10 protein-coding genes are annotated in these 14,132 nt (G+C 75.3%); 7 read left to right on the forward strand and 3 right to left on the reverse strand.

Features of this window, described 5'->3' with window-relative positions; genetic code table 11:
• The first annotated feature begins 11 nt into the window (after positions 1 to 11).
• From ACH4VX_RS26455 to ACH4VX_RS26480, 6 genes are read left to right on the forward strand one after another with little or no spacing between them, the layout of a single operon-like run.
• Entirely contained in the window at positions 12 to 1,091 is a 1,080-nt protein-coding gene (locus ACH4VX_RS26455; RefSeq protein WP_398370648.1) for a hypothetical protein, read from the forward strand.
• Positions 1,088 to 3,697 carry a hypothetical protein gene (locus ACH4VX_RS26460; RefSeq protein ID WP_398370650.1) on the forward strand — a complete coding sequence of 870 codons (2,610 nt, stop codon included), beginning with the start codon at positions 1,088 to 1,090 and terminating at the stop codon, positions 3,695 to 3,697. Before ACH4VX_RS26455 ends, ACH4VX_RS26460 begins: the two co-directional genes overlap by 4 nt.
• Positions 3,694 to 5,622 carry a hypothetical protein gene (locus ACH4VX_RS26465; protein ID WP_398370652.1) on the forward strand — a complete coding sequence of 643 codons (1,929 nt, stop codon included), beginning with the start codon at positions 3,694 to 3,696 and terminating at the stop codon, positions 5,620 to 5,622. The genes ACH4VX_RS26460 and ACH4VX_RS26465 overlap by 4 nt, the downstream gene beginning before the upstream one ends.
• Entirely contained in the window at positions 5,609 to 7,528 is a 1,920-nt protein-coding gene (locus ACH4VX_RS26470) for a TOMM precursor leader peptide-binding protein (RefSeq protein WP_398370654.1), read from the forward strand. The genes ACH4VX_RS26465 and ACH4VX_RS26470 overlap by 14 nt, the downstream gene beginning before the upstream one ends.
• Positions 7,525 to 9,027, forward strand: coding sequence for a nitroreductase family protein (locus tag ACH4VX_RS26475; RefSeq protein WP_398370656.1), 1,503 nt, complete (start codon positions 7,525 to 7,527; stop codon positions 9,025 to 9,027). The genes ACH4VX_RS26470 and ACH4VX_RS26475 overlap by 4 nt, the downstream gene beginning before the upstream one ends.
• A 44-nt stretch (positions 9,028 to 9,071) precedes the next feature.
• On the forward strand, positions 9,072 to 10,001 hold the full coding sequence (locus ACH4VX_RS26480) for a thiopeptide-type bacteriocin biosynthesis protein (protein WP_398370657.1): 930 nt from the start codon (positions 9,072 to 9,074) through the stop codon (positions 9,999 to 10,001).
• An 87-nt stretch (positions 10,002 to 10,088) separates the two neighbouring features.
• On the opposite strand, the gene ACH4VX_RS26485 is transcribed toward ACH4VX_RS26480, so the two are convergent.
• The 3 genes from ACH4VX_RS26485 to ACH4VX_RS26495 form a co-directional block, all read right to left on the reverse strand.
• Entirely contained in the window at positions 10,089 to 10,613 is a 525-nt protein-coding gene (locus ACH4VX_RS26485; RefSeq protein ID WP_398370659.1) for a YceI family protein, read from the reverse strand.
• A 108-nt stretch (positions 10,614 to 10,721) separates the two neighbouring features.
• Entirely contained in the window at positions 10,722 to 11,555 is an 834-nt protein-coding gene (locus ACH4VX_RS26490) for an ABC transporter permease (protein ID WP_398370661.1), read from the reverse strand.
• On the reverse strand, positions 11,552 to 12,550 hold the full coding sequence (locus ACH4VX_RS26495) for an ABC transporter ATP-binding protein (RefSeq protein ID WP_398370663.1): 999 nt from the start codon (positions 12,548 to 12,550) through the stop codon (positions 11,552 to 11,554). The genes ACH4VX_RS26490 and ACH4VX_RS26495 overlap by 4 nt, the downstream gene beginning before the upstream one ends.
• Positions 12,551 to 12,849: 299 nt before the next feature.
• On the opposite strand from ACH4VX_RS26495, the gene ACH4VX_RS26500 reads away from it, so the two are divergent.
• Positions 12,850 to 14,130, forward strand: a complete 1,281-nt coding sequence (locus tag ACH4VX_RS26500) for an FAD-dependent monooxygenase (protein WP_398370665.1) — start codon at positions 12,850 to 12,852, stop codon at positions 14,128 to 14,130.
• Positions 14,131 to 14,132 lie beyond the last annotated feature (2 nt).

Raw genomic sequence — 14,132 nt, forward strand, 5'->3', positions numbered from 1 at the left:
TCCACACTCGGATGCCGGTCACACCGGCCTGGCTGGCCCGGTACGTCGTACCGGTCGCCCGCGAACTGAGCGAGGGGGGCGTGCCCGGCGTCCAGGTCCGCCGCGGCTGGCTGCACGGACCCCACATCGACCTGCTCGCCCCGGCCGCCGGCGCCGCCGACTGGCCGGCGGTCGCGGCCGGGCTCGACGCGGGCCCCCTCGACCCGGCGCGGGCGCTGACCGAGGATGCCTATCTGGAGCAGGCCCGCGAGTTCGGCCGGCTCGAAGCGGTGGAGCCCCCGTACCTGCCGCTGCGCGACCACGGCGCGGTCCTGCCCGTCGCTCCCGGTGACCCGGCCCTGCGCTCCCGCGAGCCGCGCCTCGATCCGCTGCGCACCGTCGTGAACGGCGCGCTCGCCGTACCGGTGCTGTCGATGATCGAAGGCCTGGCCGAGGAGCCCGGCAACGGCACGGTCCTGCTCGCGGAGGCGTTCGCCGCGCTCGCCGACACCCACGCCCTCGGCCCGGGCTACGGGGTGTTCTCCCCCCGGTCGCACGCGGAGGCGTTCCTCGCCTGGGCGGCTCCCCGCAAGGACATGCGGCCCCTCTTCCGGGAGCGGCTCGCCAAGGAGGCGCCGCTGCTCCGCGCGGTGGTCGAACAGCGGCTGAGCGGTGAGGTGTCGCCCGCGGCGGCCCGGTGGCGCACGGCGTTCGCCTACGGCGCCGGTGTGCTGGACAGCGCGGTCGCCTCGGGCGCCCTCACCGCCGGCCTGCTCGACTCCGTTACCGACGGCGTCGACCGGGGGCAAATGGGACCGCCCGGGGCCGTGACCACGGTGCCGCGCGGTGAGCAGCCGGACACCGACTTCCACCGCACCGTGCACGGGTCCGGGGCGATCAGCACGCCCTCGCCGTTCTTCGCCGCGTTCCGCCTGCTGACCAACCTCTTCTACCAGCAGCTTCCCCTGCTCACCGTGTCGCCGATGCAGCGCTACTACATGTGTTTCGCGATCGCCGGAACGGTCGACGACGTACTCGGCAGCAGCTGGCGCGAGCGTCTGGAGCGCCCGCACACCGCCCGCACCACGAAGCCGACGGGAGCCCCGCGATGACCAGCCCCGAACCCCAGTGGTTCCTGCGCGTCAACCCGCTGCGCAGGACCCGCCTCGCCGACCCGGAGCTGCGCCGGCTGCTCGCCGAACTGGCCACCGCCGAGGCCGGACTGGCCGAGGTCGCCGAGGTCTGCTCGCAGGAGCTGTACGAGCGGATCGGTGCCGCGGAGTCGGACGCCGAGCGCCGCGAGCTGATCGCGCTGCGCCGGGCGATCCACAACGGCCGCGCGCCCCGGAAGGCTCCCGAGGGCCGTATCGCCGCCATCCCCTCGGTGACCCGCTGGCTGGCCCTCCAGGCCGGGCGGGAGCGGCTGCGCGCCACGATCACCGAGGGCTACCCGGCCGCCGCCGACCGCGAACGGACCGTCCTGGCGGGCCTGCTCGGCGACGACGACCTGCTGCGCTCGCTCGCCCTCGTGGCACCCGAGGTGCACCAGGAGGCCGAGCGCTACCGGACGGCGGTCGAGGGACCCGGCAAGGTCAACGCCCGCACCCGCAAGTCGGAACGCGGACTGATCCAGTACGTCACCCGGTCCATGGTGCGCACCAGCCCGCTCTCCCGGTTCACCGCGGTGGGCATCGCCGAACCCGCCCCCGCCGGCGACCCGGAGGCCGTACGCCCCGGCGGCGTGCCCTTCACCGGCGCGCTGGCCGTACCGGGCCTGGACCGGGTCATGCTGCACTACGTGCTCGGCGGCCTGCCCACCGCCGACGGGGCCGGTCCCACCGACCTGTGGGTGGGGCTGCCGCCCACCTCGGCACCCGACCCGGAGAGCGGCAAGCTGTTCTTCCTGAAGTTCTCCGAGCAGGGCATGCACCGGCTCGCGCTGCCGCTCGACGGTCCCGTCGCCGACCTGCTCGACGCGCTCTCCATGGGGCCGCGCCGGTTCCCGGCCGTGGTCGCGCACGTCGCCGCGCGGGCCGGCTGCTCCGACGGGGACGCCGACCGGCGCGTGCGGCAGGCACTCCAGCAGGGCGTGCTGTGCACCTTCACCCAGCCGGAGGACCACGCGGGGGCCGCCGGCTATGACGACCTGCTCTCCCCCGCCTCGGCCGGCACCGTCGGGGAGCTGGCGGACCGGGTCCGCTCCGGACTGCCCCGGGTGGCCGGGGCGACCGCCGGCGAACGGGGCGCCGTGCTGGCCGGACTGCGCGGGGACCTCGGCCGGTTCAGCCAGGCCGTGGGCCGCCCGGCGCACATCACGGTCGAGGAGGACTACGTCATGCCGCCGCTGAAGGTGGCCGCCTCCGACTGGCACGCCCCGCTGACCGACCTCGGGCCCGCCGTGGAGCTGCTGTCGGTCTTCGACTGGCTGCACGACGTACGAGCCCTGATGACCGCCGCGTTCACGGAGCGGTTCGGGGCCGGGGCGAACGTGCCGCTGGCCGAGCACGCGCCGTTCGTCGTCGGGGAGGTCTCCCGGCGGGCCGCCGCGATGGCCGCCGTGTACGGGCCGCAGGGTTCGGGCGAGCCGGCCGCGCTGACCGGCATCGGCCCGGCGGACGGCTCGCTGGAACGCATGTACCTGCTGCGCCGCGAGCTGTCCGAGGAGGTGCACGCGCTCCTCACCAAGACCGCCCGGGCCGGCGAGGACACCCTGGACCTCACCGCGGCGGACGTCGCCGGGCTGACCCGGCCGCTGCCCGACCGCTTCCGCCGGGACCCGCTGATCTACGGCGTGCTGCTCCAGCAGGCCGGCGACAGGCTCGTCCTCAACGACGGCCTGCCGGGCCACGGCATGCTGTACGCGCGTTTCCTGGAGGCCGACCGCCGCCAGGGCGGCCGGGCGCTGCCCCGGCTCGCCGACCGCCTGCGGCGCTTCTACGGTCACGACGGTGCCCGGGTCACCGAGGACCTCGGTCTGCACCGCCTCAACGTCAACGCCCACGCGCCGGTGCTGCCGGGCGGTCTCACCCCGGAGGACTGGTTCACGCTGCGGCTGGCCCACGACCCGGAGACGGACTCGCTGCGGGTCGAGGACGCGGACGGCACGCCCCTGCGGGTGCTGCCGCTGGGCACCGGCCATCCGGGCCTGTTCCCGCCCCCGCTGTCGGTGGCCTCCGGCCTTGCGATCAGCGGCCGGCTCTTCAACAGCCTGCCGAACTCCTGGCACGCGGCCACCCCGTGGGACGGCGAGCACACCCGCACCGCGCCGCGCATGGCGGTCGGCGACGTCCTCATCGGCCGCCGCCGCTGGTACGGCGGGGCCGAGCTGGACACGGCGGTCGCCGCCGGGCCCGACGAGCACGAGCGGCTGCTCGCGCTGACGGCCTGGCGGGTCCGGCACGGGGTCCCCGACGAGGTCGTCATCAAGTCGGCGCCCGAGGACGAGGGCCCGCTGTCGGTCGGCGCCCCGGACGTCCAGTCCAAGCGCCTCCAGCAGAAACCGCAGTACGTCGACCTGTCGAGCGCCCTCGCGGTGCGGGTCCTGCCTCGGATGCTGGAGCGCCGCGGGGCGGGCGCGAGCTACCTGGAGGAGGCACTGCCCGGTGTCACCGACGGCACGCACGCGACGGAATGGGTGCTCGAAGTCGGGCGCACGGCCGGCGGACGGTTCGTGTACGACCCGGCCGACCACATGGAAGCGGAAGGAGCTCGGTCGTGACGGTGACCGATCTGGACAGGGCCCCGGCCACACCGGCTCCGGGGACGGACACCCCGTTGAGGGCCCGGCCCGGGCTGCACTACGCGCCGGTGCCCGGGGGCGTGTACTTCAGCGGTACGCGCGGGCAGTTCGTGCTGAGCGGCTCGGAGCTCATGCACGCGGTGGCGGACGGTTGCGTACCGCTGCTGGAGACGGGGACGACGGAGGACGCCCTGGTCGCCGGGTTCGGCACGGAGCGTGCCCGTCCGGCCGTACGGCATCTCGTCGCCCAACTGCGGGAGAACGGCCTGCTGCTCGACCCGGCCGCCTTCACCGAGCCGGAGCCCCCGGCCGAGGTGCGCGCCCGCCACGCCGACGCCCTGGCCCGTCTGGCTGCCCGCCTCGACGATCCGTACGCGGCGTTCGCCCGTCTGCGCCGGGCCCGGGTGGAACTGCGGGGCCCGGACACGGCGACGGCCCCGGCCCGGCGCGGGCTGCTGCGTACCGGCATGACCCAGGTGACCCCGACCGACGGGAGGACCACACCTTCACCGGCCCTCGTCCCGGTCTGCGACCCGGCCATGTACGCGGACCCCTCCCTCCTGGTTCCGATTCCCGCCGGCGGCCCGGCGGTGCGCGAACCCTCGACTCCCGCCGGCGGCCCGGCGGTGCGCAAGCCCAAAACCCTCACCCCCACCGGCGACCCGGTGGCGGACGGGGCCGGCACCACGACCCCCGCCGGCGACCCGGCGGCGCGCAGGGACCAGGCACCGATTCCCGCCGGCGACCCGGCGGTGGACCTCCCGGGGGCCGGTGGTCCGCCCCGTGCCGTCATCGAGTTCCTCACCGGCGACGAGACCTGGACCGAGCGGCACGGGACGCTCCACGTGCCCGTGCTGCTCGGCCCGGGGCCGGTCCTCGTCGGACCGGTCGGGACGTCTCCCGCCGTCTGGGCGGCGTTCCGGGACCGGGCCCGTGTCTGGGCCGGCGCCGAGGGCGTCGAGCCCCCGGCCGGACCCGTCGCCCACTCCCTCGCGGGAGCCCTCGCCGCCCAGCTCCTGGCCGACACCCTCACGGGTGTCGCGGAGCCCGGCGAGGCCCATGTCGTGCACGGCCCCGATCTCACCGCCGACCGCGTCACCGTCACGGGCGGCCCCGTGACCGAAGCGGTCGTCGCCGGGCTCGACGACGCCCCCGCCGAACCCCTCCCCGAACCGGCGGCCGCACTGGAGGAGACCGCCGTCCTCACCGCCCGCTGGACCGGACTCTTCGCCTCCGCGCAGGGCGAGCACCTGCCGCAGATGCCCCTCGCCCTGCGCGCGGCGGAGCACCGCACGGACCGCACGGACACGGTCACCGCCTGGGCGGCGCACCAGGAGACGGCGACCGTCGCCGCCGCCCTGGCCGCCCTGCGCGACCGCGCCGCCGGCGCCGCCGGACTCACCCGTGAACACTGGCTGCTGGACGGCGCGTTGCGGTGGCTCGCCGAGCGCCGGGACCGGTTCGAGCACCTCACCGGCACCGCTCCCCCGCTGCACGTCGAGGGCGAGCGCATCCTCGCCGCCCTGCGCGCGCAGCTCGGGCCGGCCGTTCCCGTACTCGCCCTGGCCCGGGCCTCCGGAGTCGACTGGCCGCTGGCCGAGGTCACCGCCGACGGCCGGTCGCTCGGCGCCGGCTGGGGGCCCACGGCCGCCGACGCGACGTACGCCGCGCTGTGCACGGCGCTCGCCGCCGCCCAGGCCGACGGCACCGTCGCCGCCCTGTCCACCGACGCCCTGCTCACCGTCGACGACACCACCCGCACCGCACTGAGGAAGCAGCTCACCGCGCTCGCCACGATCCGGGGACAGGCCCGCCGCACGGACCCCGTGCTGGGCGAACTCCCCTTCTGGCATGGCCCGGTGACCGCCCGGACGGCCCAGGAGCCCACCGATGCCGACCACTGACCCGATCACCGAGAACCCGGTCCAGGCAGGCCCCGCGCTGCCCGCGACGGCACACGACGACTGGCTGCCCGCCCTCGCCGGACTGGCCCGCACCACCGGAGCGACCGTCTCCGTCAACCTCGGCTGGGACCTCGCCTGGGAACGCGGCCCGGTCGACGCGGCGGACGGCCCCCACCTCTCCGTACGCCTGTACGACGACGAGGTCATGGTCGGCCCGTTGTGGGTGCCGGGCACCGCTTCCGGCTGCGCCGCCTGCGCCGAGGTGCGCGAACGCACCGTCCTCGACCACCCGCTCGTCGGCGACCTCACCCGGGCGACGCGGGTTCCCGCCGCCCCCGCACCGCTGCTGCCCGAGCTCCTGCGCACCGGTCTGGAACACCTGGCGGACCGTCCCCTCGCACCCGGCGAGGCCTACTCGGTGACCGTGCGCGGCACCCGCCGCCACCGCATCGCGCGCAGCTTCCACTGCCCGGCGTGCGGCCCCGCCCCCGAGGACCTGGTCAGCACCGGGACCCCGGCACCCCGTACCCTCCGCTCGCGCCCGGCCGTCCCCGGTGACGCCACCCGCACCGCGGCGAGTCGGCTCGTCGAGCCCGGCTTCCTGCGCGACCGCCTGGCCGACGACCGCTTCGGGCCGGTCCGGGCGATCCTGCGGGAGTCCCACGCCCCGTTCGCGATGAGCATGGCCGTCGTCACCGACGCCCCGGCGATGGGCCACGGCCGGGCCCGTACGTTCGCCGAGACCGAACCGGTCGCCGTCCTGGAGGCCTACGAACGGCTCGGCGGATACCCCTACGACATCCCCCTGGTGACCCGGCGCTCCTACCGGGAGGTCGCCGACCACGCCGTCGACCCGGACACCCTCGGCCGCTACACCGCCGAGCAGCTCGCCCACCCGACCAGCAGGGCGACGCCGTTCACGGCCGACACCCCGATGGACTGGGCCTGGGGACACGACCTCGCCGACGGCCGTCCGCTGCTGGTCCCGGCCGACCACGCCTTCTACCAGTACGAGTACGCGTTCCGCCGGGACCGCCGGGCGGCGCGCGTGGCCGGCGCGGCGAACCGGCGGCACTACTTCTTCGACTGCTCCAGCGGCTGCGCGGTCGGCGCCAACTACGAGGAGGCCGCCCTGCACTCGCTGTTCGAACTCGCCGAGCGGGACGCGTTCCTGACGTCCTGGTACCGGGCGGCGCCGCTCCCGCACATCCCCGTCGCCACCCTCGCCGACCCGACCAGCCGGGCCATGGTCGAGTTGATCCGGGCCCGCGGCTTCGACGTCCATCTGCTGGTCGCCACCCGTGACATCGGCCTTCCGGTGGTGTGGGTCGTCGCCGTCAACGAGAAGAACCCGTTCCCCGCCACCTTCTCCTCCGCCGGTTCGGGGGCGGACCCGGAGTCGGCGGTCCGGGGCGCGCTGCGCGAGGTGGCCCAACTGGTCACCAACCCGGTCGACTGGACCCGCGAGCAGGCCGAGCGGATGGCCGAGGACCCGTGGCTGGTGGAGGAGCTGGAGGACCATGTCCGGTTCTCCTCGATCCCCGAGACCCGCGACCGCGCCCTGGCGGGGCTCGGCGGCCCGGCCGTCACCCTCGAGGAGGCGTTCCCCGACTGGCCCGGCCGGCTCGAACGCGCCGCGGACGGCGATGTGCGCGGCACGCTCGAGTACGTCGCCTCGCTGTTCGCCGACGCGGGTCTGGACCGCGTCGTCGTCGTCGACCAGACCAGCCGGGAGCACGCGGACGCCGGTGTCGCGGTCGCCCGCGCGGTCGTCCCCGGCATCCTGCCGATGTGCTTCGGCCACGCCCAGCAGCGCCTGGACGGACTGCCCCGGCTCCGGGCCGCCCTGCGCGGCACGGACCAGGAGCACCGGACGGTCCCCTACGACCCCCACCCGTTCCCGTGACCGCCCCCGCCCCGGAGTGGACCCGGCGCGCCCCGGTCGACCTGCCGGGCCCCGAGGGCGACAACAGCATCGCGCGCGAGTCGCTCTGGTACGCCTACGGCCGGGGTGACGACCGCCCGGAGCCGCCGCCCTGGACCTGGGCGAGCACGCCCCCGCCCGACAGCCACGTACCGCCGGGGCCGCCGCGCCCCGCGGGGCCGAGCAGGGTGCTGCCGACGGGCACCACCGACCGGTTGTCGGCGCTCGCGTATCCGCGGGTCCCGGCCGCCGGACCGGCGGCGCCGGACGCCCTGCTGCACGCCCTGGCGGCGACGTTCGGTCCCGTGCGCCGTGAACCGGAGAACCCGTACAACGAGCACCGCCCGTACGCCTCGCCGCGCTGCCTCTTCCCCGTCCACGCCTTCGTGGGCGACGGGGCGGCGTGGCGGCTGCTGGAGCCGGCCCGCCACGCTCTCACAGGACCGGACACCGAAGCGCCCACCCGCATCGCGCTCACCGGCCGCTACACCGCGATCCCGGTGGCGTACCAGTGGTTCCGCGGGTCGCTCGTCTCCATCGAACTCGGCATGGTGCTGCGGGCGTTGAGCCTCGGTCTCGAACTGTTCGGGGTGCCGGCGACACTCACCCCGCCCTCCGGCGGCGGGGCGGGGCCGCTGCGCGAGCTGGGTCTTGAGCGGACCTGGGAGTGGTCGCTGCCCTGGTTCGTCGACGTGGCCGGGCCCGGTCCCGTGGCGAGGGCCGGGCGAGACGCGCCGGTGCCCGCGGGCGACCCCTCGCTGACGCACGTCGTACGCGTCGACCGGGAGCAGACGTACCCGGCGGGCCCGGCACCGCTCACCACCGCCGTCCCGGCCGGCCTGCCGGACGGCCCGGTCGTGCCCGACTGGGCGGAGCTGCTGTGGCGGCGCCACTCCGGCCGTATGCCCCGCGCCCTGCACGGCATGGACTCGGCACCGCGCCCCGCCCCGGTCCCGGCCCGGCACCTGGCCGCCGCCCTCGCCTGGCTCGGTGTCCCGCCACCGCACCCGGTGCTCGCCGCCGCCTTCGACGCGGTCACGGTCACCGCCGTGGTGCAGCACGTCGAGGGGTACCCGGCCGGGGTGCACCGCTTCGAGCGGGGCGCGGCGCACCTGCGGAAGGCCGATCCGACCGCCCCCGCGGGTCTTGAGGCGAACTACGGCTACGGGTTGTCACCCGTCAACGGCTGCGGCATCGCCAAGGCCCCGCTCACCGTCTTCTTCTCGGTACGCCCCCGCGAGCTGTTCGCCCGCTTCGGCCCCACCGGCTGGGGCGCCGCGCAGCTCGCCTGCGGCTGGGCCGTCCACGGACTGTGCCTGGCGGCGGCGGCGGCCGGTCTCTTCGCGCGGCCCGTCCGGGCGTTCAAGGAGATCCCCACGAAGGAGGTCATCGGCCTGGCCGAGGACGAGACGATCGTCCTGTCGGCGGTGGTGGGGGTACCGCGCGAGACCGGGGGCGACCAGCTCGACCTGCGCACCTGAACCCACTTCTCCGCACGCCGCCCGGACGACAAGGAAGCCCGCCCATGCCCACACCCGCCACCACACCGCATCGCTGGAGCGCCTGGCACCTCCACCTCGCCACCACTGCCCGCAGCGCCCACGACCGCGTCCTCACCGACGTCATCGGGCCCACGGTCCGCGAACTGCCGCCCGGCACCGAGTGGTTCTTCATCCGCTACTGGCAGTCGGGTCCTCATCTGCGGCTGCGGATCGCGGACCTCGCCCCGGACGCCCGCGCGCGCGTCGCGCACGCCCTGCGCGACCGGCTCGCCGGGGCGGGCCGGCTCGCACCCGGGGAGGAACCGCTGGCCGCCGACGCCTACCAGGAGGGCGCGGCCCGGCTCGCCGCCGCCGGGGAGACCGGCGTCAACTCCTCCGTCCGGGCGCTGCTGCCGCCCGGTGTGCACCGTGCCGACTACGACCCCGAGTTCGAACGCTACGGCGGTCACGCCCTCATGCCGGCCGCCGAGTCCCTGTTCCACCTGTCCAGCGAACTCGTGCTGCGGCTCGCCCCGGGCATCACCGGGGAGGCGCGGCGCGCCCGGCTGGCGCTGCGCGGCACCCTGTCCGCCGCCGTCGCCCTCGGCGGTCCCGTCGAGCGTGCCCACTACTTCGCGCGGGGCCTGGGCGCCTGGCGGGCCTGGGCGTCCGACGCGGGCCGTCCCGACGCCCTGCTCGACCGGATCACCCACGTCGGCCAGGACCCGGACGCGGTGCGGGTCACGCCCGAGGCACACGGCCCGTTCACCGGCTGGTACGAGGAGCTGGCGGCCCACGCCGACGCCGTCCGGCGGCACGCGCCGACCCACCCCGGCATGATCCTCTTCTCCCACGCCCACATGCTGCACAACCGGCTGGGCCTGAGCCTGCTGGAGGAGCTGCGCACCTACGCCTGGCTGTCCCACGTCTTCCCGGTGCGCGAGCCGGCACCCGACCCGGCACCCGCGGGGTGACCCCCGCACCCTGTGGGTGCCGACGCAGAGGCCCGGCCGGATTCCCCCTCCGGCCGGGCCTCGTTCCGCGTGCGTCCGCCGGGCGGCTCATGACCGCCGTACGAAGACGGCCCGCACCCTCACCAGGAGCTCCGCTCCGACCAGGCCGCGCAGCGCGCCGACACCGCACGCGTGCCGGTCGACGCGCGCGGTGGCCCGTACGGTGACCCGCTCGCCGTCGACGGTCAGCTCCTCGGCCGTGAACGTCACCGGCGTCCTGCGGCCCTTGACCTCCAGCAGTCCGGTGACGCTCGGGCCGACGGTGAGACGCTCGCCGGTGAAGCGCAGTTCCGGGAAGCGCTCCGCGTCGAGGAACCGCGGGCCGCGCACCGCCGTGTCCCGCCGCGGGTCGCCGCTCTCGAAACCCGCGACGCCCACCGCGGCGTCCAGGCCGGCCAGGGTGCCGTCGGCGGCGATCTCGGCGCGGCCGGAACGCACGGGCAGTGAGCCCCGTACGGGCAGGAAGAAGAAGTGGCGGCCGGTGAACTCCACGGTGGAGCCGACGGGTTCGAGGTCCCAGCTGCCGGCCGGGGCGTCGACGGTCTGCGGGTGGGCGGTGTGGTTCGTGGACATGGTGGGGGTCCTTTCGGTGCCGTGGGGGTTTTCCGGTGGGGCGGGAGAACCGCGAGGGGGCCTCCGCGAGGCCCCCTCGATGTGGTGGTTCCGGACGGGTCGTCCGGTCTACTCGGGGCGCGGGTCCCAGCGGAAGCGCCGCACCGCGATCAGAGCGCCGACGACGCCCCAGGCCGCGAGCACCGCGAGTTCCTTCCACTGGAAGCCGGCGCCGTGCGCGAAGGACGCCAGCATGGCGTCGTTGAAGGGCTTCACCGGAAGCAGCCCGGAGATCTCGTTGAGGACGCCGGAGTGGATGGGGAAGTAGCTGCCGGAGATGAACACCAGCGGGAACTGGATGAACTGCACGACCGCGGGCGCCGCCTCGGAGTTGCGGATGAGCGAGGCGACCCCGACACCGAGCGCGCAGAAGCTGGCCGCGCCGAACAGCAGGGTGACCGCGAGCGCGGCCCAGTGGACGGGCCACGGCACCCCGTACAGGCGGCCGATGCCGATGACGAGAGCGACGTCGACGATGCTCACGACGACGCAGTGCACCAGCAGGCCCGCGAAGTACACCCAGGCGGGCAGCGGGGTGGCGTGCAGCCGCTTGAGGACGCCGGTCTGCCTGCGCATGGCGAGCACGATCGCCAACTGACCGTAGCAGGCGCCCAGTACGGACACGGCGGCGATGGTCGGCGTGTAGTACTGCATGCCGCTCATGCCGAAGAAGAAGTCCTCGCCCTGGCCGCCGCCGAACACGGCGCCGAAGATCGCGATGATCACGACGGGCAGGACGAAGGTGAACACCATCGACTGCGGGTTGCGCCAGAACGACAGCTGTTCGTAGCGGATCTGGTGGGCGAGCAGGGCGAACGCGCCCCGTTCGTCCGGCCGTTCGGCACCGGGGCGCGCGGAGCGCCGGCCGGGTGTGCTGGTCGTAGGAGGGAGGGTACTGGTCATCGGCTGCTCCGTCCGGGTCGGCGCCCCTGGCGCCCGCGGGCCGCCGGGGCCGGGGCCTGGCTCCGTTCGGCGGACGGGGACGAGGCGTCCTGCTGGGCGTACGAGCTGGTCAGCCCCAGGTAGACGTCCTCCAGGGTGGGCTGTTCCACGGTCAGCCGCTCCAGCGGCGTGCCGCGCTCCAGCGCCCAGGAGGTGAGCCGGTGCAGGACCGCCGTCGGCTCCTCCGCCTCCGCCGTGACCAGGCCGTCCTCGGCGTCGCTGACCGGGATCGGCAGGTCCCCGATGGCGGCACCGGCCGGCAGCGCGAACCTGATCCGGGCCAGCGCGCTGTCCCGGCCGCCCAGGGTGTCCGGTGTGCCGGAGGCGACGATCCGCCCGCCGGCGATGACGGCGACCGAGTCGGCGAGCGCCTGCGCCTCGTCCATGTAGTGCGTGGTCAGCATGATGGTCGTACCGGCGTCGCGCAGGTTGCGTACGACCTCCCAGGCGCCGCGGCGGGCATTGGGATCGAAGCCGGTGGTCGGCTCGTCCAGGAACAGCAGCTTCGGGTCCCCGATCACGCCCAGGGCGAGGTCGAGCCGCCGCTTCTGCCCTCCGGACAGGTCCTTGACCTTCGCGCCCTCCTTCTCCCGGAGCCCCACCAGGTCGATGACCTCGTCGGTGTCGCGCGGGGCGGGGTAGTAGCCCGCGTTGCGGGCGACGGTCTCGCGCACCGACAGGTACGGCTCCACGGCGATGTCCTGGAGCACGAGCCCGATGTGCCCGCGCAACCACCGTCCGTCGGCCTTGTCGCCGGGGTCGCGGCCGAGGACGCGCACGCTGCCGCCGTCCCGCTGCCGGAAGCCCTCCAGGATCTCCATGGTGGTGGTCTTCCCGGCGCCGTTCGGTCCGAGGAGCGCGAAGATCTCGCCCTCCTCGACGGCGAAGTCCACGCCCCGGACGGCCTCGTGGTCCCCGTACCTCTTGAGCAGGCCGTCAACGGCCACCGCGGTCACCGCGGTCGCTCCCGTCGTCGTTCACCTGTCACCGCGTGCCTCCAAGGGTGTCGTGCGTAACCGGCTGTCTCCTCCAGGACGTTAGGGCCGGCCGGGGGTGCTGCAGCAGGGATGGCGGGGGAACCGATGACGTCCGTCACGCAAGCGGCGACAGTTGTCAGTGACGGACCGGCGGACCGTTGCCGCGCCGTGCGGCGCTGCACATGCTCGGCACACGACCGATGACAGTGCGCTCACGCCGCGCACCCATCGCGACGGTGAACGGGCGTGCAGCGACGACGCGGAAGGCGGTCCCAGACGTGCGGTTGGGGAGCAAGAACGGAGCGCAGCGACGGCCCGGCGACTCCGGAAGCGCCGCGGACCGGGAGCGGCCACGGGTCGCCGTCGTCGGCGCCGGAATCGGCGGACTGGCCCTGGCCGGCGCGCTGGCCGCGAACGGCACGCCGTACGTGGTCCACGAGCAGACCCGCGTGCTGTCCGAGGTGGGCGCGGGCGTGCAGCTCTCGCCCAACGCGGTCCGCCCGCTGCAGCGCCTGGGCCTCGGCCCCGCGCTGGACGAGCACGGGGTGCGCGTCGAGGCGATGGAGGTGCGCGGCTGGAACGGACGGCCCATCGCGCGCACACCGCTCGGCGCGGAGTGCGAGCGCATGTTCGCGGCGCCGTATCTGACGATCCACCGGGCGCATCTGCACGAGGCGCTGCTCTCCCTGACCGACCGGGACCGCCTGCGTCTCGGCGAACGGCTGCGGGCGGCGGAGGAACACCCGGACGAAACGGGCGTACGGCTCACCTTCGACGACGGCACGGTCCGCGAGGCGGACGTGGTGATCGGCGCGGACGGCATCCACTCCACGGTCCGCGAGACCCTGCGCACCGACGCGCCGGTCTTCTCGGGGCTGGGCATCTACCGCGGCCTGGTCCCGGCGGAGGCGCTGCCGGCGGGGGCCCGCGAGCGGCTGGTACGGCTGTGGCTCGGGCCGGGCGGGCACTTCGTGTGCTATCCCGTGGCGTCCGGCGCGTATCTCAGCTACGCCGCGACCGTGCCGCTGACCACCGGCGCCCCGCCGCGCGAGTCCTGGTCCCGGCCGGGCGACCCGGACGCGCTGCGCGCGGTCTTCGGCGGCTGGACGGGGCTCGTCGCGGACGTCGTCGCGGCGGTCGACTCGACCCACCTGTGGGCCCTGTACGACCGTCCGCCGCTGCGCACCTGGTCCACGAACCGCATCACGCTCCTCGGGGACGCGGCGCACCCGATGCTGCCGTTCATGGCGCAGGGCGCCAACCAGGCGATCGAGGACGCGATGGACCTGGCCGCGTGTCTGGCGGACACTCCCGCTCCCGCGATCCCGCAGCGCCTGGCCCGCTACGAGTCCCTGCGCGTCCCGCGCACCGCCGAGATCCAGCGCGGCTCACGGGGCAACGCGGGCATCCTCCACCTCCCGGACGGCCCCGCCCAGCGTCGCAGGGACGCCCACATGGCGGTCCACGCCGCCCTCCACGACCGCACGCCCCTCTACGCCCACGAAACAGGCCGCAACGTCGTCGCACACCCGGCCCCGGAACCGGCCAGGATCGGCTGACC

Origin of the sequence: Streptomyces sp. NPDC020731 (assembly GCF_044334705.1) — a bacterium.
Classification (GTDB): domain Bacteria; phylum Actinomycetota; class Actinomycetes; order Streptomycetales; family Streptomycetaceae; genus Streptomyces.